Source organism: Brevundimonas sp. AVps7 (assembly GCF_058681545.1).
Genome location: NZ_CM178742.1, coordinates 2,332,675 through 2,353,565 on the forward strand (window position 1 = coordinate 2,332,675; position 20,891 = coordinate 2,353,565).

Annotated in this window: 19 protein-coding genes and 1 pseudogene; 14 read left to right on the forward strand and 6 right to left on the reverse strand. The window is 68.9% G+C overall.

The window, feature by feature from the left end; all coding sequences use genetic code 11:
• Positions 1 to 25: 25 nt before the first annotated feature.
• From ACW17Y_RS11630 to ACW17Y_RS11640, 3 genes are all read right to left on the reverse strand, one after another.
• Positions 26 to 517: a GNAT family N-acetyltransferase gene (locus ACW17Y_RS11630; RefSeq protein ID WP_492035863.1), complete on the reverse strand. Its 492-nt coding sequence runs from the start codon at positions 515 to 517 to the stop codon at positions 26 to 28.
• Between the two features lie 67 nt (positions 518 to 584).
• Positions 585 to 1,367 carry an enoyl-CoA hydratase gene (locus ACW17Y_RS11635; RefSeq protein ID WP_492035864.1) on the reverse strand — a complete coding sequence of 261 codons (783 nt, stop codon included), beginning with the start codon at positions 1,365 to 1,367 and terminating at the stop codon, positions 585 to 587.
• The gene (locus ACW17Y_RS11640) at positions 1,364 to 2,455 is read right to left on the reverse strand and encodes an MBL fold metallo-hydrolase (RefSeq protein WP_492035865.1); all 1,092 of its coding nucleotides are present in this window, start codon (positions 2,453 to 2,455) and stop codon (positions 1,364 to 1,366) included. Before ACW17Y_RS11640 ends, ACW17Y_RS11635 begins: the two co-directional genes overlap by 4 nt.
• 144 nt (positions 2,456 to 2,599) lie before the next feature.
• Here ACW17Y_RS11640 and ACW17Y_RS11645 point away from each other — a divergent pair, with 144 nt between their 5' ends.
• The 5 genes from ACW17Y_RS11645 (at position 2,600) to ACW17Y_RS11665 (ending at position 7,032) form a co-directional block, all read left to right on the forward strand.
• Entirely contained in the window at positions 2,600 to 3,601 is a 1,002-nt protein-coding gene (locus tag ACW17Y_RS11645; protein ID WP_492038291.1) for a hypothetical protein, read from the forward strand.
• 111 nt (positions 3,602 to 3,712) lie between these two features.
• A complete protein-coding gene (locus ACW17Y_RS11650; RefSeq protein WP_492035866.1) occupies positions 3,713 to 4,636 on the forward strand; it encodes a hypothetical protein in 924 nt (307 codons plus the stop codon).
• Positions 4,637 to 4,723: 87 nt separating this feature from the next.
• Complete coding sequence (gene xth, locus ACW17Y_RS11655; RefSeq protein ID WP_492035867.1) at positions 4,724 to 5,518, forward strand: exodeoxyribonuclease III; 795 nt, start codon at positions 4,724 to 4,726, stop codon at positions 5,516 to 5,518.
• A gap of 15 nt (positions 5,519 to 5,533) precedes the next feature.
• A complete protein-coding gene (locus ACW17Y_RS11660) occupies positions 5,534 to 6,049 on the forward strand; it encodes a hypothetical protein (RefSeq protein ID WP_492035868.1) in 516 nt (171 codons plus the stop codon).
• A gap of 77 nt (positions 6,050 to 6,126) precedes the next feature.
• The gene (locus ACW17Y_RS11665; RefSeq protein ID WP_492035869.1) at positions 6,127 to 7,032 is read left to right on the forward strand and encodes a cobalamin biosynthesis protein CbiG; all 906 of its coding nucleotides are present in this window, start codon (positions 6,127 to 6,129) and stop codon (positions 7,030 to 7,032) included.
• A 92-nt stretch (positions 7,033 to 7,124) separates the two neighbouring features.
• Here the strand turns inward: ACW17Y_RS11665 and ACW17Y_RS11670 are convergent, their stop codons facing one another.
• Positions 7,125 to 8,030, reverse strand: a complete 906-nt coding sequence (locus ACW17Y_RS11670) for a hypothetical protein (RefSeq protein WP_492035870.1) — start codon at positions 8,028 to 8,030, stop codon at positions 7,125 to 7,127.
• A 538-nt stretch (positions 8,031 to 8,568) separates the two neighbouring features.
• On the opposite strand from ACW17Y_RS11670, the gene ACW17Y_RS11675 reads away from it, so the two are divergent.
• The gene (locus tag ACW17Y_RS11675) at positions 8,569 to 9,123 is read left to right on the forward strand and encodes a hypothetical protein (RefSeq protein ID WP_492035871.1); all 555 of its coding nucleotides are present in this window, start codon (positions 8,569 to 8,571) and stop codon (positions 9,121 to 9,123) included.
• A 3-nt stretch (positions 9,124 to 9,126) separates the two neighbouring features.
• On the opposite strand, the gene recN is transcribed toward ACW17Y_RS11675, so the two are convergent.
• On the reverse strand, positions 9,127 to 10,827 hold the full coding sequence (gene recN / locus ACW17Y_RS11680) for a DNA repair protein RecN (RefSeq protein ID WP_492035872.1): 1,701 nt from the start codon (positions 10,825 to 10,827) through the stop codon (positions 9,127 to 9,129).
• A 55-nt stretch (positions 10,828 to 10,882) separates the two neighbouring features.
• A complete protein-coding gene (locus ACW17Y_RS11685; protein WP_492035873.1) occupies positions 10,883 to 11,743 on the reverse strand; it encodes an outer membrane protein assembly factor BamD in 861 nt (286 codons plus the stop codon).
• Positions 11,744 to 11,947: 204 nt separating this feature from the next.
• Here ACW17Y_RS11685 and ACW17Y_RS11690 point away from each other — a divergent pair, with 204 nt between their 5' ends.
• The 8 genes and pseudogenes from ACW17Y_RS11690 to ACW17Y_RS11725 all read left to right on the forward strand — a co-directional run bounded on the left by ACW17Y_RS11690 (position 11,948) and on the right by ACW17Y_RS11725 (position 20,883).
• Positions 11,948 to 12,880: a ribose-phosphate pyrophosphokinase gene (locus ACW17Y_RS11690; RefSeq protein WP_492035874.1), complete on the forward strand. Its 933-nt coding sequence runs from the start codon at positions 11,948 to 11,950 to the stop codon at positions 12,878 to 12,880.
• Between the two features lie 78 nt (positions 12,881 to 12,958).
• Positions 12,959 to 14,203 carry a hypothetical protein gene (locus tag ACW17Y_RS11695; RefSeq protein ID WP_492035875.1) on the forward strand — a complete coding sequence of 415 codons (1,245 nt, stop codon included), beginning with the start codon at positions 12,959 to 12,961 and terminating at the stop codon, positions 14,201 to 14,203.
• Between the two features lie 134 nt (positions 14,204 to 14,337).
• A complete protein-coding gene (locus tag ACW17Y_RS11700) occupies positions 14,338 to 15,423 on the forward strand; it encodes a hypothetical protein (protein WP_492035876.1) in 1,086 nt (361 codons plus the stop codon).
• A 135-nt stretch (positions 15,424 to 15,558) separates the two neighbouring features.
• Positions 15,559 to 16,143: pseudogene (locus ACW17Y_RS11705) on the forward strand (50S ribosomal protein L25/general stress protein Ctc); the annotation flags it as partial.
• A gap of 186 nt (positions 16,144 to 16,329) precedes the next feature.
• Positions 16,330 to 16,944, forward strand: a complete 615-nt coding sequence (gene pth / locus ACW17Y_RS11710) for an aminoacyl-tRNA hydrolase (protein ID WP_492035877.1) — start codon at positions 16,330 to 16,332, stop codon at positions 16,942 to 16,944.
• A gap of 41 nt (positions 16,945 to 16,985) precedes the next feature.
• Positions 16,986 to 17,378: a DUF2946 family protein gene (locus ACW17Y_RS11715; protein WP_492035878.1), complete on the forward strand. Its 393-nt coding sequence runs from the start codon at positions 16,986 to 16,988 to the stop codon at positions 17,376 to 17,378.
• 71 nt (positions 17,379 to 17,449) lie between these two features.
• On the forward strand, positions 17,450 to 19,516 hold the full coding sequence (locus tag ACW17Y_RS11720) for a TonB-dependent receptor family protein (protein WP_492035879.1): 2,067 nt from the start codon (positions 17,450 to 17,452) through the stop codon (positions 19,514 to 19,516).
• Positions 19,516 to 20,883 (forward strand): PepSY-associated TM helix domain-containing protein, encoded by a 1,368-nt coding sequence (locus tag ACW17Y_RS11725; protein WP_492035880.1) that lies wholly within the window; start codon positions 19,516 to 19,518, stop codon positions 20,881 to 20,883. Before ACW17Y_RS11720 ends, ACW17Y_RS11725 begins: the two co-directional genes overlap by 1 nt.
• Positions 20,884 to 20,891: the final 8 nt, after the last annotated feature.

Below are 20,891 nucleotides of genomic sequence, written 5' to 3' on the forward strand. Positions count from 1 at the left end.
TCGCCGGGGTGCACGGCGTATTGGATTATGCAGGAAGGGCGAGACCCGACGGAGCCGCGTTGGTGACCGGCAGCCACAGGACGCGACGCGGGTCGGCGGGTCCAGGCAGGCGGACGTCCGGCGCGGGCTGGAAGCCGAAGCGCTCGAAATAGGGCGGGTCGCCGACCAGCAGGACGCCGGCGACGCCCCGGTGTTGAGCCTCGCCGATGCAGGCGCCGACCAGATCGGCCCCGAGCCCGCCGCGGCGGGCGTCGCTCGCTACGGTGATGGGACCGAGAAACAGGGCGTCGAGGCCGTCGACCGTGATCGCCCACAGGCGGACGGAGCCGATCAGGCGGCCGTCCTCGCGCGCCGTGAAGGCGGTGGCCATATGGGCTGTCTCGCGGATGCGCTCGGCCGTCTTGGCGAACCGGCCCGGACCGAAGGCGGCCATGACCAGGGCGTCGACCTCGTCACGGTCGGCGTCGGTCTCCGGGGTGATGCGGAAACTGTTCGAAAGGGCGGGCGCGAGGCTCATGGCGCGGGCGCTTAGGGGTATCGGGGGGCGGGATCAAGGCAAAGCTCCCTCTCCTCCCGGGAGAGGGTTAGCCGAAGTTGGGCGGCCGCTTCTGGGTGAAGGCCATGAAGGCTTCCATGGCTTCGGGGCTCGACATCTGGGAGCCGAAGGCTTCGCCCTCCCGCTGCATCAAGGCCCACAGGGCCTCGGCGTCGCGCATGAGGCGTTTGGTCTTGCGCAGGGAGTTGGGGGCGCGGGCGACCAGTTTCGCGGCGAGGGCATCGGCGGTCGCATCGACCTCGCCGGCGGGGACGGCGCGGCTGGCGAGGCCCCAGGCCAGGGCAGTCTTGCCGTCGATCGGTTCGCCCAGGGCGAAGATCTCGAAGGCGCGCTGGTGACCGATAGCCAGCGGCAGCAGCAGGGACGAGGCCGCCTCGGGGGCCAGGGCCAGGTTGATGAAGGGCGCTGACAGAAGGGCGTCCTCGGCGACGACGACCATGTCGCAATGGAGCAGCAGGGTAAGACCGATGCCGACGGCCCGGCCGCGCACGGCGGCGACCACCGGCTTGTCCATCTCGGCGAGGGCCTTGAGGAACTGGAACACCGGCGCATCGACGACCTGACCACCGCCGCCCTGGGCCCCGATGGCGATGAAGTCGGCGATGTCGTTGCCGGCCGAGAAGCTGTCGCCCTCGGCCTTGAACAGCAGGACGCGGACGGCGTCGTCGGTGCGGGCGCGGTTGGTCGCCTCGGCCAGCAGGGCGTACATGGCCTGGGTGATGGCGTTCTTCTTCTCCGCGCGGGCGAAGGTGACCGTCAGGACGCCATTGGCGAGTTCAACGCCGACTGGGGGGCGGATGGGGTCGCTCATGCGGTCTCCGTTTCGGTGAGGCTCCACCAGTCGACGCCGTCCGCGTCGCGTTCGCGGCGCACACGGCCCTGACCGGCCAGATAGTTAAGGTGGGCGATTGCCTCGCCCGTGGCCATGCCCAGGATGCCGTCTCCGACCGGGCGGGCGAACAGGGAGGCGAAGACGTCGACGGCCCGCTTCGGTTCGCGCAGGCTTCGCTCCAGCCGTTTCAGCGACACGGCATGACCACGTTTCAGAGCCTCGATGCGCGGCAGGACCCCGGTGAAGGGCTCGCCATGGCCGGGCAAGACGAGGCAGTCGGCCGGCAGCAGGTCGCCCAGCCTGTCCAGCGAGGTCATCCAGTCGTCGAGCGGATCGGCCAAGGGCTCGGTCGGCCAGACGGAGATGTTCGAGGAGATCCGCGGCAGGATCTGGTCGCCCGAGATGAAGACATTGTCCGACCGGCGCCACAGGCAGGCGTGTTCGGGGCTGTGACCATTGCCGATGACGATGGTCCAGTCCTCGCCGCCGATCGACAGGATCTGACCGGCCGTCAGACGGTCATAGGTCGCGGGCATGTGGAAGACGCCCTTGGTGAAGCGGCCGTAGCTGCTGCGCCAGCCTTCGATCTGCTCCCCGGTCCAGCCGGAGGCACGCCAGAAGATCGCTCCGGACTCGGGCGCCGGGCCGCTGTCGGCGACCAACATCCGGCCGGTGACATATTCCAGCTGGGTCATCAGCAGGGGGGCGTCGAACCGTTGGCACAGCCAGCCGGCCAGGCCGATGTGGTCGGGGTGCATATGGGTGCAGATGACCCGGGTGACCGGCTTGCCGCCCAGAGGCCCCGCCAGCGCCGCGTCCCAGCCCGCGATGGAGTCCGGGGTGCGTATGCCGGTGTCGATCACGGCCCAGCCCTCGCCGTCTTCAATGGCGTAGACATTGATATGATTGAGCTGCATCGGCAGGGGCAGGCGCAGCCACAGAACGCCGGACGCCGCCTGGATCGCCTCGCCGGGACCCGGAGGGGCGCCCAGCGGATAGGTCAGGCCACGCAGGGTGTCGGCGCCGGGCTCGATCTCGCCCTCGCTCGTGATGACGCCGTCCGCCAAGTCCGTCTCCAAATGCAACGCGCCGGACCATAGGCTGGTCGGTGCGGCTGCGTCCAGCGCCTCAGACGCATCGTGCGTCTTGACCTCGTCCCGGCGCGACGCCAAGGCTTTTGGCACCAGTTTCCAAGGAGAGCGTCCGTGTTCATGAAAACCCTGGCGGCCGTCGGCGGCGCCGCACTCATGGCGATGGCGTTCGTGACGTCCGCTTCGAGCCAAGACCAGCCGCCCCCGCTGGACCGGTCCTATCAGAATCCGGATTCCGTCACCGCCACCTCGCCGAGTTCGCGCGGCGACGCGTCCCGCCTGCCCAATCAGACCACCCAGGAAGGCCAGGGCCGCAACCGCAATCGCAACCGCCGCGAGGAGCCCGCTGCGCCTCCAACCGCGGAAGAAAACATCGCCGCCGCCCAGGCCATCGTCACCTCGGCCGCGCTCGCCTGTCAGGTGACCCAGGCGAATTTCCTTGGCCAAACCGCCGAAGGCGCGAGGTCGTATGAAGCCGTGTGCGCCACAGGCCCGGGCTATATCGTGATCAACTCGACCCCGCCGATGGCCGTGGACTGCGTCCTGCTGGCCGGACAGGCGGAGATCGACCGAGCCCGCGACCCGGCTGCGGACGTCGGCACCCAGTGCCTGATCCCGCAGAACACCGACGTCGTCCGCGTCATCTCCGCCTATGCCACCGAAGCCGGCATCCGCTGCGCCGTCGACCAGGCCGCCTCGATCGGCAAGTCGAGCGAAGGCAACCTGATCTATGAGGTCGGCTGCAACGGCGCCGACGGCTACTGGATCGAGAAGATCGCGACGGGCTGGAAGACGACCGAATGCGCGATCATTTCGACGCAGAACGCGACCTGCCGCTTCACCACCCCCGCCGAGGTCGTCGCCAGCTTCAAAGCCCGTCTGGCCGGCAGCGAGGCCGCCGCGTGCGACGTGACCGAGGGGCGTTACATGGGCGCCAACGCCAACGGCGCATTCTGGGAAGCGAAATGCGGCGCCGGCAACGGCGTCATCGTGCGCTTCAACGCGGAATACGCCGTGCAGCAGGTCTATCCCTGCGAGACCGCACAGCGCATCGGCGGCGGCTGCCGCCTGACCATCGTGCCAGAAGCGCCCGCCGCTCCCGCTCCGGCGACAGAACAGTAGAACCGATGAAGGACCGGCAGGCCTGACGCCCGCCGGTCCCGACTTTCGTCGAAGTCTTGACCTGGCGTCGCCTTCCACCCCACGCCCGGTCTGTCGATCAGGAGCCTTGGCGTGTTGAATCTCTCCCCCCTCGCAGCGTTCGGAGCCGCCGTCGCGGTCGCCCTGTCGACGCTGAGCGCCCTCCCCGCCTCCGCTCAGGATACGGGATCATCGGGCATGCCGCAGGATCCCGGCGCCACGCCGGCGCCAGCGGAGGGTGCGGCACGCGCCACCGCGCCGCTGGCGACCTCCGGGCCCGCTGCGGCCATGGCGGCCCAGCGCATCGCCAACGCCGCCGGCCTGACCTGCCGCGTCATCGAGGCCAATGTGATCGGCCAGACCACCGACCGGCAGCGCGTGACCTATGAAGCGGCCTGCGCCGCCGGGCCCGGCTATATTCTCGTCAACTCCATCCCGCCCGAGGCCCGTGACTGCGTCCTGCTGGCCGGGCAGGCGGAAGCGGACCGCGCCGCCAATCCCAACGCCGATGTCGGCGTCCAGTGCGTGATCGCCCAGAACAAGGACGTCGCCCGCGCCGTGGCCGGTTACGCCGCCGAGGCCGGCATCGCCTGCACCGTGGACGAGGGCGCCCCCCTGGGACGCACGGCCGAGAACACCCTGATCTATGAGGTCGGTTGCGCCGGTCTGGACGGCTACCGGATAGAGAAGACCGCGACAGGCTGGACCACGACCGAGTGCGCGATCATCGCCAGCCAGAATTCGACCTGCCGGTTCTCCACCCCCGAGGAAGCCGCCGCGACGCTCAAGACGCGGCTGGCGGGCAGCCAGGCCTCGGAATGCGACGTGACCGGCAGCCGCTACATGGGTTCGGCGGGCGGCAACCGGGTCTATGAAGCCAAATGCGGCGCCGGCGGCGGCTATGTCGTGATCTTCTCGCCCCGGTTCGAGCCGCTGAACGTCTATGCCTGCGAACAGGCCCAGCGGATCGGCGGCGGCTGCCGGCTGACCACGGTGGCGGCGGCGGCGCCTCAGTAAGACAGATTACTTGCAGGGCCTTTTTAGATCGGCCCGGCTGGCGCGCGGCGCTTGCCGGGCCGGGCGACGCCGCTTAGCGTCCGGGCGATGCGCATCGCCACCTGGAACGTCAACTCGGTCAACGCCCGCCTGCCGACCGTGCTCGCATGGCTCGAGGCGGCCCAGCCGGATGTGGTCTGCTTCCAGGAGATCAAGACGGTCGACGAGAAGTTCCCCCGGGAGCCGTTCGAGAGCCTCGGCTACAACGTCGAGGTCTATGGGCAGAAATCGTACAACGGCGTCGCCCTGCTCTCGAAGTTTCCGGTCTCGGATGTCCGACGCGGCCTCCCCGGCCAGGATCTGCTGACCGAGGATGCCGAGGATCAGGCCCGCTACATCGAGGCGGTGATCGAGGCCCCTCGTCCGATCCGCGTCGGCGGGATCTACCTGCCCAACGGCAATCCGATCGGGACCGAAAAGTTCGACTTCAAGATGCGCTGGATGGCGCGGCTGAACGCCCACGCCCGCGACATTCTGGCGCTGGAAGAGCCCTTCACCCTCTGCGGCGACTACAATGTCATTCCCCTGCCTGATGACGCGAAGAACCCGTCGGCCTGGGTCAACGACGCCCTGTTCCAGCCCGAGAGCCGCGCCGCCTTCCGGGCGTTGAAGGGACTGGGGCTTTATGAAGCCGGGGAGCTGGGCCGCCAGCCGCCGGGGACCTACACCTTCTGGGACTATCAGGCCGGGGCCTGGCAGAGGGACCACGGCATCCGCATCGACTTCCACCTGCTGTCGCCCCAGGCGGCCGACCGGTTCGTTGGCGTCGAGACCCATCGCGACGCCCGCGACATGGAAAAGCCCTCCGACCACGTGCCGGTCGTGATCGAGCTCGCCGACTGATGGGCGGGGCCCAAAATGGGTGAGGCTTTGCGCATCATCCTTCTGGTGTCGCTGGCCGCCGCCGCCCTGACCACCGCCGCCCTTACGCTGAACTGGTGGATGGAGCCGGAGCGCCGGTTGCGTCGCGCCATGCTGAAGTCGCTCGGCGCGGTGGCGGAGGCTGAGGCGATCTCGGCCACCGAGGGCCGGGCCGCGGGTCTGGATTTCGAGGGCGGCCAGATTGCCGTCCTTTGGGACCGCGGCGCGCATGGGCTGGTCTATGCCTTTGACGAGGTGGAGGGCGGAGAGGTCATCGTCGATGGCCACGTCGTGGCGCGGGTGCGACGCGGCGAACCACGCAAGGCGCTCGACATCATGGCCCCGGATGCCGAGCTGGTGACCCTGCGGCTGCTGTTCGCCGACGCCCGCTATCCGGAGTTCGAACTGGCCCTGTGGAACGCCATGGCGCCGGGCCATGCGGGGTCTCCGCCGGAGGCCATGCGGCTGGGCCGTCGCTGGCTGTCGCACCTCGAGGCGCTGCTGAAAGGCTGATCGCCCTTTCGGCGCGCGCCGCCGGGCGCTAGAAGCCCTCACCTCTGTATCGCCTGCTGCTTTTGAAGGAGCCCGCCGTGGCCCGCCTGTTCGACGCCTATGTCATTGCCGACTGGACCGCCGCGGAAGGCAAGAAGCTGGGCGAGAACTCGGTCTGGATCGGCGTGGCCAAGCGCGACGTGCGCTTCCGCCTCTACACAGAGACCCACAATGTCGCGACGCGGGCCGAGGGCGAGGCCCTGCTGAAGACGATCCTGGCCGATCACAGGAAGCGGGGCGACCGCGTCTTCGTCGGCTTCGACTTCTCGCTGGGTTACCCGGTCGGAACGGCTGCGCGCCTGAAGCTGACCGACACACCGGCCTGGACCGCGATGTGGAAATTCATCGCTTCCAACGTCGTCGACAAGGAAGACAACACCAACAACCGCTATCAGGTCGCGGCCAAGATGAACCGGCTGATGACCGACGAGGCTTGGCCACTGTGGGGCGCGCCGGCCAAACAGGCGCAGCGCTGGCTGACCACGACCAAGCCGCCGCAAGGGACCGGCGATATCCCCGAATTCCGCGCGACCGAGACCGCCGTGCGCAAGGGCAAGCTGCAGCCCAAGTCGAACTGGCAGATGCATGGTGCCGGCGCTGTCGGCGGGCAAACCCTGGTCGGCATTCCGATGGTGCGTCGCCTGCTGGAAAGCCTGGGGGCGTCGGGTGCCGTCTGGCCGCTGGGCACCGGCTGGCGCGCGCTGGACGCCGCCGACGTCGAGCCCCTGTCGGTCCTGGTCGCCGAGGTCTGGCCGTCGATGTGGCCGACCACCGCCGCGGAGGGCGAGTTCAAGGACCAGGCCCAGGTCCGCACCACGGCTGAAGCCTTCGCCCTGATGGACGAGCGCGGCGAGCTGTCGGCCGCCTTCGGTCCCAGGAAGGGGACCGACGAGGCCCTGATCGCCCAGGTCGAGGGCGAAGAGGGCTGGATCCTCGGGGTCTGAGCGGCCTGCGACTCGACGGGGACGCGCGTCTGACGAAACCTCCGCCGATCTGCGCGCGCTAGGCGAGCGCCGATCCGGTCCAGCTTCGACACCTAGTCTGTGGCGATCCGATCGCTCTGAAGGTCGCGCGCCATGATGTTGCCTACGGCCCGGGCCTGGTGCCCGGGGATGCGCTGGGTCAGATGGGCGCCGTAGAGCGCGCCCAGATAAGACAGATCCCAGTCTGTCATGGAAGCGGCGGAGGCCGGATCGTCGAAAACGTTCAGGACGGTCGGAAAGGCGCTCATATCGGCGTCAGGGTCGATCTGGGCCAGGGCGGCCATGGCGACGTAGTCCGTCAGCTGCTGGAAACTGATGTTAGAGACCTGCTCGACATCGATGATCACGAATGCACGGCGCAGCTCATTGCGAACCTCGGTGCGCAACCGACCATTCCCCGGGATCAGGGGGCCCCTATCGCTGCCCGGCACCCGGACGGCCGGACGGCCGGTATCCCCGACAACCGGAAGAGCGACATGCCACCAGCGGACGGGCGCCGCCGTCTGCTGGAACCGTGCGAGTTGCAGCATGCCGCGAGTCGCCCCCGCATAGTGCGGACGGAAGACGACTGGTCGATACTCGACGAGCGCCGTCGCCATGGCGGAGCCGTTGTCCGCCGCGACGATGAGAATGTTGGCGTCGCAGCCCGGTTCGCCGATCTCCAGCCCGATCTGCAGGGCCACCTGTGACACCCGATCCACAATCGCCTGCGCCGCCTCACGTTCAAGGTTCGCCGCGCCGACGCAGACCTTCTTGGGCCAGCGCGCCGGATTGCGGCCCGCCGGCGGGGCGATGACCGTGTCGGTGAAGGCCTCGATGGCTTCGCGCAGGGGCCGGCCGCCGATCACGTCGATGTCTTCGACCCGCGACCCACCATCCTGCGACGGCGCGGGCGGCGGCGGGACTTGCTGGGATGCGCCGACCAGGGCGAGGGCGGCGAAGGCGGCTGCGATGGACATGACAACTCCCCGGTTTGTTCGAAGCCTATCACACGCCAGCCGTGCGTCTAGGTGCGACCGCCAGAGGCCGGAACCGATCAGGAAAGGCGTCACGACTGCCATGCCCCGTTCGACATAGGCCGCCTTCCCAGCCACCGGCGCGACATAACGGATCGCCTCCCCGGCCTCGTTCCGCGTCGCCGCGCGATCATCCAGGCGGCCAGATACCGGGAGGCCAGACACCCGCCCGCTGTGGCGACATTGCCGCGCTCCACGAACGGCGCGTCGATCACATTCACCCCGGCCTCAGTGACCCAGGGTTTGGCGGTCAGATCAGTGCAGGCGGACAGGTCGCCCTGATGGACGGGCGCGGCGAGCTGTGGGCCGCCTTCGGTCCCAGGAAGGGGACCGAACGCGGCCTTGATCGCCCAGGTCGAGGGGGAAGAGGGCTGGATCCTCGGGGTCTGACGGAACCTGTCTGTACGGCGACCGACACTGGACCAAAAGCCACGCTTGAGAGACAGTGAACCTGGTTCATGCAGAGCCGGGGGACGATGTGATGCGCGCGATTTTTCTGACCACAGCGGCCTGCCTGGCGGTCCTGGCCCTGGTCGGCTGTAACCAGCCTGCGGCGTCGAAAGACGCACCGTCCGGCGAGGCGGCGAAAGGGGCGTCCTCCGGGCAACCTCCCGAAACAACCGCAGGCGCCAAACCCGCCGCGACGACCGACGCCTCGGCCGACGCCAGCGGCACCCCCAGGACGGCGGCCTCCTCCCAGACCGCGACGCCCCCGGCCAGGCGGGCCTACACGCCTGTCGCCATCCTGCGAGAAGACAACCCCGGTCGCGCGCGCCAGATCCGTTGTCAGGTCGGCCCGTCCGCCGAGACCGATTGCACCTTCACCCCTCTGTTCGGCGACGGTTCGTTCCAGCTGGACGGCCCCGACATCGCCCTGCGCATGATCATCACAGACGGCGAGGGCAGTCTGTTCGCGGTTATTTCGCCTGAAGAGCGGGTCCCGATCGGAAGCTTCTATCGTCGGGACACGCGGGATCGGGCCTGCTGGGTCGAGGTCGAAAAGTCCTCCGCTCCATCCCGTGTCTGCGCGCGCTGAGGTCTAGCCGATCAGGGAACGGGCGGCGGCGCGGGCTTCTTCGGTGACCGTGGCGCCCGATAGCATCCGGGCGATCTCTTCCTGACGCGCGTCGGGGCTGAGCGTATCGACGGTCGTGGTGGTGACCCCGGCGGCGTCGGCCTTCCTGACCTTCCAGTGGGCGTGGCCACGCGCCGCGACCTGGGGGCTGTGGGTGACGACCAGAACCTGGGCGCCGTTCGAGAGGCGCTTCAGCCGTTGGCCCACCGCCTCGGCCACGGCGCCGCCGACGCCCTGATCGACCTCGTCGAAAATCATGACCGGCTGCCGCTGATCCTCGCGCCCGGCCAGCGCGGCCTTCATGGCCAGGGCGAAGCGCGCCAGTTCGCCGCCCGAGGCGATGGCGTCCAGCGGGCCGAACGGCGTGCCGGCGTTGGTGGCGATCTCGAAGCGGGCGGTTTCAACGCCGAGCGGGCCACGACGCCCCTCGGCCACGGGTTCCAGCGCCACACGGAAGCGGGCGCGGTCCAGCTTCAGCGGTCCGAGTTCTTCCATGACGGCCCTGGACAGCCGGTCGGCGGCGGCTTCCCGGCCTGAGCTCAGGAGGCTGGCGGTGACGTCATAGGTCTCGCGCGCGACGGCCGCGTCGCGGGCGGCGTTGGTGATGGCCTCCGCCCCGTCCTCGATCAGGCGCAGTTGTTCGCGCAGAGAGATGCGCAGGGCCGGCAGGGCGTGGACGGTGGTGTTCAGCTTGCGGGCGGCGGCGCGCAGGGCGAACAGCCGCTCCTCGGCCTTGTCCAGACGGCCGGGTTCGAAGTCGAAGGCGTTGGCGGCGGCGTCGACCTCGGCGATGGCCTCAGCGGCCTCGACCATGGTGCGGTCGATGGCCTCGGCGGCGCTGGTCAGGCGGACCAGCACGGGGTGATCGGCCTCGACGCCGGCCTGGGTCGCGCGCTGACGTGCGTGCTCCACGGCGCGCAGGGCGGCGGACAGTTTCTGGCTCAGCTTGTCGCCGCCCAGATTGGTTCGGGCGTCGGCCAGATCCGCCACCGCCTTCTCCGCCGCGCCCAGCACGGCGCGTTCGCCGGCCAGTTCGGTCTCCTCGTCCTCGCGCGGGTCGAGGTCGTCCAGATCGGCGAGGTTCAGGGTGATCTCTTCGGCGCGCGCGGCGGCATCGGCGGCGGCGGCGCGCAGGCCCTCCAGCTTCGCCTCGGCGGCCTTCAGACGTTCGGACGCGGCGGCGACCCCGCCCAGTTGGGGCGCCAGACCGCCGTAGGCGTCGAGCAGGCCGCGATGGGTCTTCCAGTCCAGCAGGCCCACGGTCTCATGCTGGCCGTGCACCTCGACGAGGCGGGCGCCGATCTCTCGCAGGGCCGCGACCCCGGCCGGCTGATCGTTGACGTATGCCCGGCTGCGGCCGTCAGCGGACAGGACCCGGCGCAGGATCAGATCTTCGCCTGGGGTGACGTCGAACCCCTTCTCCTCGATGAGCGCGATCAGGTCGGCATCGTCGGGGGCGGTGAAGACGGCGGTGGCCACGGCCTGTTTGGCGCCGGAGCGGACCAGCCCCGCCTCCCCGCGTCCGCCGAGCGCCAGGCCAAGGGCGTCGAGGATGATCGACTTGCCCGCCCCGGTTTCGCCGGTCAGCACGGTCAGGCCCTGATCGACCTCAAGGTCGAGGACATCGACCAGCACCACGTCGCGGATCGAAAGACTGGTCAGCATGGGGCGAAACGATTCGGCATCGCCGACACTCTAGACCAGAACAGGCGGGGAACGGTCAGCCCGGAATGATCCGTCGCAGCCAGCTTTCACGCTCGGCGGTCGGAGCGGTCTCCGGCTGGCGGCCATCCTCGGTCAGAAGCGCGTAGGCCTCAGCGTACCAAGGGCTGCCCGGATAGTTGAAGCCGAGCACGGCGCCATTGCGCTCAGCCTCGTCCTTCAGACCCAGCGTCAGGTAGACCTCGACCAGACGGTACAGGGCTTCGGGCGTGTGCGAGGTGCGCTGGAAGGCCTCGTTGTCGATGACGGCCTTGTAGCGGCCGATGGCGGCCAGCGGCTGGTTGGCGCGCTGGTAGTAGCGGCCGATGTTCATTTCCTTGCCGGCCAGCTGATCGTTGACCATGTCGATCTTCACGGTCGCGTCGGTGGCGTAGGACGAACCGGGATAGCGGCGGGCGACGTCGCGAAGACCGGTCAGCGCCTGTTCGGCCTGATTCTGGTCGCGGCCCACGTCCACGATCTGCTCGAAGTGGCAGGTGGCGCGCATGTAGAAGGCGTAGGCGGCCGAAGGGCTGCCCGGGAACAGCTGGATGAACCGGTCCGCCGCAGCGATCGATTCCTGGTAGTTGCCGTTCTGGTAGTAGGCGTAGATCTGCATCAGGATCGAGCGACGCGACCACTCCGAGTACGGGTGCTGACGCTCGACTTCCTGGAAATAGTCGACGGCGTCGGCCCAGCGGTGGCGCTGAAGCCGCTCGTATCCGGTGTTGTAGAGCAGCTCGACCGGCCGCTCCTCATAGGCAAGGCGCGGACGATTCTGACCGCCGTTGCAGGCCGACAGCGTCAACACCGCCGCCAGGGCGATCAGGACAACGCCAACCGGGCGCGAAACGGACGAAGACTGGAAGGAAGTCGGCAACCTGGAACCTCATCACACGCCGCCCGGACGGGGCCCTGGGGCTCGCCGGGTATCAAGATCGCGTTCTCTAACATCGGCGTTCGCAACGCGCCATGCGCCGGATAAGGGCAATCACGGCTTGATACGAGGCCACGCACTGCTAAAGAGCGCGCCAGTACGGAACTGACGTCATTGGCGGCCCGATGACGGCGAAAGGATGACCGGATGAAGCTGCTCGCTGGCAACTCGAACCGGTCTCTGGCCCAGGCCATAGCCGATCACCTCGACATGCCCCTCACCAAGGCCCAGGTGAAACGCTTCGCCGACAACGAGGTGTTCGCGGTCATCGAGGAAAACGTCCGGGGCGAAGACGTCTTCGTCATCCAGTCGACCTCCTATCCGGCCAACGACAACCTGATGGAGCTGCTGATCTGCATCGACGCCCTGGTCCGGGCCTCGGCGCGGCGCATCACGGCCGTCATGCCCTATTTCGGCTATGCGCGTCAGGACCGGAAGACCGGCGGCCGCACGCCCATCTCGGCCAAGCTGGTCGCCAACATGATCACCCGCGCCGGCGCCGACCGGGTCCTGACCATGGACCTGCACGCCGGCCAGATTCAGGGCTTCTTCGACATTCCGACCGACAACCTGGTCGCCACGCCGGTTTTGGCCAACGACATCAGGGATCGCTACACGCGCGGCAATCTGATGATCGTGTCGCCCGATGTCGGCGGCGTGGTGCGCGCCCGGTCGCTGGCCGAGCGTCTGAACGTCGATCTGGCCATCGTCGACAAACGCCGCCCCAAGGCGGGCGAGAGCGAGGTCATGAACATCATCGGCGACGTCGCAGGGCGCGAATGCATCCTGTTCGACGACATCGTCGATTCTGGCGGCACCCTGGTCAACGCCGCCAAGGCCCTGATCGCGGCGGGCGCGACGGAGGTCTCGGCCTACATCAGTCACGGCGTCCTGTCGGGCCCGGCGGTCCAGCGCGTCACCGACGGCCCGCTGAAAGAGCTGGTCATCACCGATTCGATCGAGCAGCCGCACGAGGTGCTGTCGTGTTCGAAAATCCGGACGGTCCCGGTCGCCCCCCTGATCGGCGAGGCCATCCGCCGGATCGCCAACGAGGAATCGGTCTCGAAACTGTTCGACTGATCACGAAAACGTCGCTGGCCTTGCCTCAAAACCGCCGGACTGAAAGTTTCAGTCACGGCAAGATTTCGGGGACTCTCAATGCGCCTTTCCTTCCGTAACCAGGGCCCGGCCCTGGTCGCCCTCGCCGTCGCGGGATTGCTGACAGGCTGTGGTCCCAGCCGGGCGGAACTGCAGGCCGAGGAAATGCGGGTCGCATCGATCGCAGCGGCGCAGGAGGCCGCAGCCATCGCCGCCCGCCTGCCGCCTCCGGTCGCCCTGAACGACAGCGTGGCCCAGTCGGCGGCCGTCTACCTGACCTTCACCCGCGACATGGCGACCATACGGGGCGGATTCGCCAGCCCCGCAGCGGTGCAGGCGGCCCTGCGTCGCGGCGCCTCCTACGACGCCAACCAGATTTCACGCGGCCTGGTCGCCTACGCCTCCATCCTGGCCCTGCAGTCGCCGGAGTTCGTTTCGGGCGTCCGTCAGGCCGGGGCCGAGCCCTCCGCAAGGCACCAGATCATCGACCGCATCGTCGCCAATCCTGAGTACGCCTCGACGCTGCCCGGCGCCGAGGCTGCCGCCAGCCTCGTCATGTCGGTGCTGGAAGCCGACATCGTCGCGCTCAGTTCGGCCGCCGATTCGGTCGAGAGCGACGCCTACAACATCCAGTACACCGGCGATCAGCGGAACGGCTGGGGCCGCGCTACCCCGCCTGACCGAGAGGGCCGGCTGCAGGCCGTCAAGGACCTGTCGCGGCCTGTCGCGCCCTCAGGCTCCGAGACCGCCCGCCTGTACGCCGCCTCCAACAGCGGATCAGGCCTCGGTGTAACGGCCGGCCGAACGCGGCGCGCGCCCTATGCCCCGTCGGTGACCAACGCCATCGCCATGGCCGCCCTCGCGGCCCTGGGGGCCGCCGGGGACAACGCGCGGGCCAACACCGATGCCCTGCAGTACGACCGCGCCAGCCAGGACTGTCTGGCCAGTTCCAAGCTGAACCTGTTCCAGTGTCTGGCGGCCGCTCGCCCGACCTATGAGGACATGTTCTGCCTGGGGCGCCATGTGATCCGGGACCTGTCGACCTGTGCGCGGGGCGCCGCCCTGCCGGCCGCGATCATTACCGTGGGCAACCCGACCCAGAGCGGCAACCGCAGCCCTGCCCCGACGCGCTCGCCCGCGATCACGCCGGAGCCGCTTCAACCCTCGACTCCGCCGGAGCCCTCGATCGTGCCGACGCCGCTCCGGGCCGCGCCGACGCCGCCGCCCGCATCCCGGCCCGCCCCCGTCGCCCCCCCGCCCGGACAGACCACGACCCAGCGTTTGAACTCTGGCCCCAACGGTTGAAGCCTGTCCGCGAGGCGCCGGAGAGTTGATCGGTCGGCCGTGATTAACGATCGGAAAACCTTGGGGAAGGCTTATAGGCTGACATGACTACGGCGCCGGGAGAGCGCCGCTGCATCCTTGTGGGGAAAATCACCATGCGTCTGGCCCTTCCGCGTCGCGGCCTCGCTATCGCCGCCGCAGTAGCGGCCGCCATCCTGGCCTCGTGCAGCACGCCTGAACCGGTCGTCGTCGCCCCGCCACCGCCGCCTCCGCCGCCCCCGCCGCCCCCGGCTGTGACCCTGAACGAGGGCGTGGCCCAGGCCGCGTCGATCTATGTCACCTTCATCCGCGACGTCGGCACGATCCAGGCCGGCTTCCCGGATGCGGAGTCCATCCAGGCGGCGATGCGCAAGGGCGCGGCCTACGATCCCGCCACCCTGTCGCGCGGCATGATCGCCTACGCCTCCATCCTGGCCCTGCAGTCGCCGGAGTTCGTCGCGGGCGTCCGCACCTACGCCAATGATCCGCAGCAGCGGGCCGATGTGATCGCCAACATCATCCGCGACCCGGCCTACGCCGCCAATCTGCCGGGCGCCAACGTGGCCGCCGGCCTGATCATTTCGACCCTGGGTCAGGACATCGCCGCCCTGACGGCTGTCGCCGATGCGGTGGAACAGGACGCCTACACGATCCAGGAGCGCAACGACCCGCGCCGCCGCTGGGCCGTCACGCCGATCCCGAATCGCGAAGTCCGGCTGGAGACGGCCAAGACCATCTCGGCCGGCCAGATGCTGCCTTCGGCCGAGGAATCCGCGCGCCTGTTCACCGCCGCCAACAGCGGAACGGGGCTGAACCTGCCCGCCGCCAGCCATGCGCCGCCCTACACGCCCGCCGTCGTCAATGCCCTGGCCATTGCGGCCCTGGCGGCCATGGGCGCGGCCGGCGATGACGCCCGCGCCAATACCGAGGCCCTGTCGATCGAGACCAATGCCCAGTTCTGTCTGGATATGTCCAAGCTGAACCTGTTCCAGTGCCTGGCCGCCTCGCGGCCCAGCTACGAAGACATGTTCTGCGTCGGCCGCCACATCGTCCGCGACCTGGCGACCTGCGCGACGGCGGCGACGATTCCCGTCGCCGTGGACCCGACGATCGCCACCGCAGGCGTCACGCCGGCCCCCACGGGCGTCGCTGTAGAGGCCGCGACGGCCTCGCTTGCGGCGACCTCGCCGGCGCCCAACTGACATCAGCGTTCAGACGCGGTTGCACACGCGGGCTCTTGCGTGTAATGACCCGCGCTCTTGAATTCGAGGGTCCATGACCCCGCCGCGCGGGCAGCTTTGGTCTGCGCAGGCGTTTTTGTTGTTGAGGCGAGCCAGATGGCCGAGATCATTCTGAACGTGGATGTCCGCGAGAACACCGGCACCGGCGGCGCACGCGCCGCCCGTCGCTCGGGCGCTGTCCCCGGCATCCTGTACGGCGGCGACAAGGCCCCCGTCGCCATCTCGGTCAACGAGAAGGACTTCCGCAAGAACCTGTACACCGGCAAGCTGCTGGGCCACCTGGTGACGCTGAAGTACGGCGAAGAGACCCAGTCGGTCATCGCCAAGGACGTGCAGTTCGACCCGGTGTCGGACCGCCCGCTGCATTTCGACCTGATGCGCGTCGACGAGAACGCCACGATCAAGATCGAGGTTCAGGTCAACTTCATCAACGAAGACCAGTGCAAGGCCTTCCGTCAGGGCGGCTCGCTCGAGATCGTCCGTCACTCGGTCGAGATCCTGGTCCCCGCCAACCACATCCCGGAAGACCTGGTCGTCGACCTGGCCGGCCACAAGCTGGGCGACACCATCCGCTGGTCGGACATCAAGGTCCCCTCGGACGTCAAGCCGACCATCACCGACCGCGATTTCGTGATCGCCTCGATCAAGACCTCGTCGGCCGCCATCTCGGCCGCCCATGACGAAGAGACCATCGCCGAGGAACAGGCCGCCGCCGCCATCGAGGCCGGTGACGTTCCCGCCTCCGAACAGGGCGACGAAGCCGCTGCAGAAGACGGCGAGACGTCGGAAGGCTGATCGACCGATCCTCTCTTTCGGAAACGGCCCCTCCGGCGACGGACGGGGCCGTTTTCATTTCCGGATAGCGCCATGCTCATCATCGCCGGCCTGGGCAATCCGGGCGCAAAATACGAAAAGAACCGCCACAACATCGGCTTCATGGCCGTGGACGAGATCGCGCGTCGGTGGCGGTTCGGCTCCGACCGGGCGAAGTTCCAGTCGGTGATCTCCGAGGGCGAGATCGAGGGTCGGAAGATCCTGCTGATGAAGCCCCAGACCTTCATGAACAACTCGGGCAACGCCGTCGGCGAGGCGGCGCGCTTCTACAAGATCCCGCCCGCGGACATCATCGTCTTCCACGACGAGATCGACCTGGCTCCCGGCCGTTTCCGCATGAAGACCGGCGGCGGGGCGGCGGGACAGAACGGGGTGCGCAGCCTCATCAGCCAGCTCGGCGCCGATTTCCGCCGTGCCCGCATGGGCATCGGCCACCCCGGCGAGCCGCAACTGGTCATGCCCCACGTCCTCGGCGACTTCCACAAGGCCGAGCAGCCTTGGCTGGAGGCCCTGCTGAACGCCTGCGCCGACGCCCTGCCGTTCGCGGTCAAGGGCGAGGACGAACGCTACCAGGGCGAGGTCATGCGCCTGGCCCCCGCGCCGAAGTTCAGCCCGCGTCAGGCGGCGCAGGCGGCGAAGGACCAATAGCCGCGCTTCACAGCGGCCCTATCGTCCGCTATCGCCGCCCCGTGACCCGTCCTCAGGCCGAATCCTGGTCGACCGTGCGTTCGCTGGCCTTCCTGGCCGCGACGTTCGCCATCGTGTTCGGAAGCCTGTTGCCGTTCGCGGCCCTGGCGGCCTCGACGCCCGGTCACCCCATGGTCATCTGCTCGACCGAGGGCCCCCAGACCATCGCCATCGGCGTCGATGGCGAACAGGGCTCGGGCAAGGGCATGGCCGGGGCGAAATGCGCCGCCTGCGTCCTCGCCTTCGCGGTCGCCCTCCCCGACCCGCCGCAACTGACGCCCCTGCGTGGTGCGGTGGTCCGCCCGGCCTCGATCTTCGTCCTCCAGCACGAAGCCGCCCCGCCGCCCGCGCGCGGCCCGCCGCGCCCGCCCTCGACCGCCCCGCCCCAGGCCTGAACCAGACCGACACCGTCGCCACGCGCGCCTGACCGGCTGCGCGTTCGCCTGTCCCTGATTCAGGAAATCCCATGTTGTTCAAGTCTACCGCAGCGCCGCTGGCGCTGTTGCTCGCCGCCGCGAGCGCTCCCGCCTATGCCCAGACCATCGCCCACGATGCCGCCACGGACCTTGGAGAGGTCATCGTCACCGGCGCGCGCAATCCCGAAGACCCGCCCGTCGTCGCCGAGGCGCGCCGCCGCCTGTCGCGCACGCCCGGCGCCGTCGCCGTCGTCTCGGCGGAAAGTCTCGACACCCGCTACGCCCCGAACATGGCCGACGTCCTTCGCGACGTGCCCGGGGTCTATGCGCAGAAGAAGTGGGGCGGCGACGTTCGTATCTCGATCCGGGGCTCGGGCATCGGCAACGCCAACCATCTGCGCGGCCTGTTCGTGTCGCAGGACGGCATCCCGTTCAACGAGGCGGACGGCTTCGGCGACGTGCAGATGGTCGATCCGCTGCTGGCCCGGTTCACCGAGGTCTACAAGGGCGGCAATGCCCTGCGCTTCGGCGGGGCCCTGCTGGGCGGGGCGGTGAATCTGGTCACCCCCAACGGGCGGATCTCGGGCGAGACCGCCAGCCTCCGCGCCGATTTCGGCTCCTGGGGAACCGGTCGGCTGCACGCCGAGGTCGGCGGCGTCCGCGGTGACTGGGACGGCTTCATCGGCGTGACCGGCGCGACGGCCGAGGGCTGGCGCCAGAACTCCAACGGTCAGCAGCAGTACATCACCGCCAACATCGGCCGCACCTTCGGCGAGGACCGCGAGGCCCGGCTGATCGTGCAGGGCGCCTATATCCATCAGCAGATTCCAGGCGCCCTGACCCTGGCGCAGGCCCTGAACACCCCGGTCATGGCCGCCGCCGCCAATGTCGCCAACGACTATCAGCGCGACTACGCCTCGGCCCGGACCACGCTTTCCACCCGCTGGCGGCTGTCGCCCGGGTTGCTGTTCGAAGGCGCCGTCTACGGCACCTGGAAAGACCTGCATCACCCGATCTTCCAGGTCATCGACCAGCAGAGCCGGAACTACGGCGCCTTCGGCCGTCTGGACTGGGAAGGGCAACTGTTCGGCCTGCGCGCCGACGCCTTCGGCGGCGTCTGGTATCGGGTCGGCGATCTGGACGCCCAGCAGTTCGTCAATGTGCGCGGCTCCAGCGGCGCCCGGACGGCCAAGGCCCGCCAGAACGCCGCGGCGCTCGATCTGTTCGCCGAGGGGCGGCTGTTCGTCACCGACAGCCTCGCCCTGGTCGCCGGCGGCGCCTGGGGTCGGGCCGAGCGCGACTATCAGAACTTCGCCCTGCCGGGGGTCGGGACGACCTTCAACCTCACCACCGGCAAGGACTACGACTGGTTCGCCCCGCGCGTCGGCATCCTGTGGGAGAGCGCGTCGGGCGCCCAGGCCTATGCCAATGTGACCCGTTCGGTCGAACCCGCGAACTTCGGCTCCCTGTCGCCCACGGTCGGCGGTCTCGCCCCGGTCGAGGCCCAGGAAGCCTGGACCTGGGAGGCCGGCCTGCGCGGCCGCACGGCGCAGTTCTCGTGGGACGTCGCGGTCTACCGGGCCAATCTGGACGGCGAACTGCTGAACTTCGTCGTCAATCCGGCGCTCGGCATCCCGGCGGCGACCTTCAATGCCGAAAAGGCGATCCACCAGGGGATCGAGGCCGGCCTGGACTGGCGGTTCGCGCCGGGTTGGAGACTGCGTCAGACCTACACCCTGTCGGACTTCGCCTTCGACGGTGACAAGGTCTATGGCGACAACGACCTGCCGCTCGTTCCGCCGCATCTCTACCGCGCCGAACTTCGCTACGATCATCCGGCCGGCTGGTTCGTCGCCCCCTCGGTCGAGTGGACGCCTTCAGACAGCTGGGTCGACTACATGAACACCCTCAAGGCGCCCGGCTACACCGTCGTGAACCTGGGGCTCGGCTACACGCTCGACGAGCGGGCCAGTCTGTTCGTCGACGCCCGCAACCTGCTGGACAAGCGTTACGTCTCAAACTTCAGCGCCGTGACGGACGCCCGCACCGCCTCGACCGCCGTCTTCTGGCCGGGCGAGGGCGTGTCGGCCTTCGTCGGCCTGCGGTTCGCACTGTGATGTCCGGCATCGACAACCCGGGAGCGGCTTCGGCCGCTCCAGGCCTCCTCTCGGGCGCCTACCGCACAGTCTGGCGCTGGCATTTCTACGCCGGCCTGCTGGTCCTGCCCGTCCTGATGCTGATGGCTCTCACGGGCGGCCTCTATCTGTTCAAGACCGAGATCGACGGCATGGCCTATCGGTCCCTGTCCCACGTCGAGGCCCGGGCCGCTGTCACATCGCCTGACCGCTGGGTTTCCGCCGCCGAGGCTGGCACGGGCGGCAAGGTCGCCAACGTCCTGCTGCCGGCCAGCACCGACGAGGCCGTCCGCCTGACCGTCACCCTGCCGGACGGCGGCAAGCGCACCGCCTTCGTCGATCCCCACGACGCCCGCCTGATCGGCACGACGTCCTTCGGCGGCGTGATGGAGACGGTCAAACGACTGCACAGCCTGATCCTGCTCGGAAGCTGGGCCAACTATGTCGTCGAGATCGTCGCGGGCTGGGCCATCATCCTGGTCGCCACGGGACTGTTCCTGTGGTGGCCGCGGGGCCGGAACGTCGGCGTCGTCGCCGTCAGAAAGTCAGACCCCGCGAGGCGTCCGTTCTGGCGCGACCTGCACGCCGTCACGGGTCTCTATGCCGGCGCCGTCATCGCCTTCCTGGCCGTCACCGGCATGCCGTGGTCCGCCTTCTGGGGTGATCAGTACATGGCCTATGTGAAAGACCACGGCCTGGGCCGTCCGAAGCCGCCCGCCGCCTCGGCCGCCTTCGCCCATGCGGAGCATCAGGACGCCCCGGTCGGAGTCGGCTGGACGATGGAGGGAATGGTCATGCCCACGCCCGACGCCGTCGGCCCCGGCCGCCTGTCCGCCGTCGTCGCTACGGCCGATGCCCGGGGACTGGCCCGTCCCTACACCGTCTCCATCCCGACGGGCCCGACGGGCCCGACGCTGGCCTATACGGCCGCACGCGTCGTCCAGCAGGTCGAGGACACCCGAATCCTCTATGTCGACGCCGCCACAGGATCGGTCCAGGCCGATGTCCGCTACGGCCAGTTCGGGATCGGGGCCAAGGCCTTCGAATGGGGCATCGCCGTGCATGAGGGCCGGCAGTACGGCGGGGTGAACCGCTATGTCATGCTGGGCGGCTGCATCGCCGTCTGGCTGCTCGGCGTCAGCGCTATCGTCATGTGGTGGAAGCGCCGGCCGAAGGGTCGGCTGGCCGCTACCGTGGCTCCGCCTGGCCCCCGCGCAAAGATCGCGGCGCTGGCCATCGTTCTGCCGCTCGCGATCCTGTATCCCCTGACCGGTCTCAGCCTGGTCGTCGCTGTCGCTCTGGACCGACTGGTCCGGTTCGCCTTCCGCTCCCGGTTTGCCGTCACATGAAAGGACAT

Bases quoted from the DNA above. Each gene is read 5' to 3' on its own strand.
- ACW17Y_RS11630 (WP_492035863.1), bottom strand. From the start codon at position 517: ATGAGCCTCGCGCCCGCCCTTTCGAACAGTTTCCGCATCACCCCGGAG.
- ACW17Y_RS11635 (WP_492035864.1), bottom strand. From the start codon at position 1,367: ATGAGCGACCCCATCCGCCCCCCAGTCGGCGTTGAACTCGCCAATGGC.
- ACW17Y_RS11645 (WP_492038291.1), top strand. From the start codon at position 2,600: ATGAAAACCCTGGCGGCCGTCGGCGGCGCCGCACTCATGGCGATGGCG.
- xth (WP_492035867.1), top strand. From the start codon at position 4,724: ATGCGCATCGCCACCTGGAACGTCAACTCGGTCAACGCCCGCCTGCCG.
- ACW17Y_RS11660 (WP_492035868.1), top strand. From the start codon at position 5,534: ATGGGTGAGGCTTTGCGCATCATCCTTCTGGTGTCGCTGGCCGCCGCC.
- ACW17Y_RS11670 (WP_492035870.1), bottom strand. From the start codon at position 8,030: ATGTCCATCGCAGCCGCCTTCGCCGCCCTCGCCCTGGTCGGCGCATCC.
- ACW17Y_RS11675 (WP_492035871.1), top strand. From the start codon at position 8,569: ATGCGCGCGATTTTTCTGACCACAGCGGCCTGCCTGGCGGTCCTGGCC.
- recN (WP_492035872.1), bottom strand. From the start codon at position 10,827: ATGCTGACCAGTCTTTCGATCCGCGACGTGGTGCTGGTCGATGTCCTC.
- ACW17Y_RS11690 (WP_492035874.1), top strand. From the start codon at position 11,948: ATGAAGCTGCTCGCTGGCAACTCGAACCGGTCTCTGGCCCAGGCCATA.
- ACW17Y_RS11695 (WP_492035875.1), top strand. From the start codon at position 12,959: ATGCGCCTTTCCTTCCGTAACCAGGGCCCGGCCCTGGTCGCCCTCGCC.
- ACW17Y_RS11700 (WP_492035876.1), top strand. From the start codon at position 14,338: ATGCGTCTGGCCCTTCCGCGTCGCGGCCTCGCTATCGCCGCCGCAGTA.
- pth (WP_492035877.1), top strand. From the start codon at position 16,330: ATGCTCATCATCGCCGGCCTGGGCAATCCGGGCGCAAAATACGAAAAG.
- ACW17Y_RS11720 (WP_492035879.1), top strand. From the start codon at position 17,450: ATGTTGTTCAAGTCTACCGCAGCGCCGCTGGCGCTGTTGCTCGCCGCC.
- ACW17Y_RS11725 (WP_492035880.1), top strand. From the start codon at position 19,516: ATGTCCGGCATCGACAACCCGGGAGCGGCTTCGGCCGCTCCAGGCCTC.